Here is a 397-nt window from a genome sequence, read left to right as displayed (position 1 = left end):
GTGTTCACGCTCGCGTCCGCGCTCTGCGGGGTGGCGCCGTCGGTCGACCTGCTGGTGGCCGCTCGGGTGCTGCAGGCCCTCGGCGCGGCCCTGCTGGTGCCGGCCTCCCTCGCGCTCGTCGTCGAGGCCTTTCCCGAGGACCGCCGTTCCCATGCCATCGGTCTCTGGGGGGCCACCGCAGCGGTGGCAGCCGGCCTCGGCCCGCCCGCGGGCGGCGCCCTCGTCGAGCTCGGTGGCTGGCGTTGGGCCTTCCTGATCAACATCCCCTTCGGAGTCTTCGCGTTGTGGGTGGCCCGGCACCAGCTGGTCGAGAGCCGGGCCCCGGGGCGACGCACGATGCCCGACCTGGTCGGGGCCGCGCTCCTCGCGGTCGCGCTGGCCCTGGTGAACCTCGGTG

Annotated in this window: 1 protein-coding gene; it reads left to right on the top strand. The window is 75.3% G+C overall.

From position 1 onward, the window contains the following. Positions 1-397, top strand: a 397-nt coding sequence (locus GVL04_RS24320) for an MFS transporter (RefSeq protein ID WP_159709185.1), incomplete at both ends; no start/stop codon positions are given.

Source organism: Arthrobacter sp. 18067 (assembly GCF_902706295.1).
In the GTDB taxonomy this organism is placed as follows: domain Bacteria; phylum Actinomycetota; class Actinomycetes; order Actinomycetales; family Micrococcaceae; genus Arthrobacter.
The sequence above is the reverse complement of the archived record's forward strand: the minus strand, read 5'-3'. Positions and strand labels throughout refer to the sequence as shown.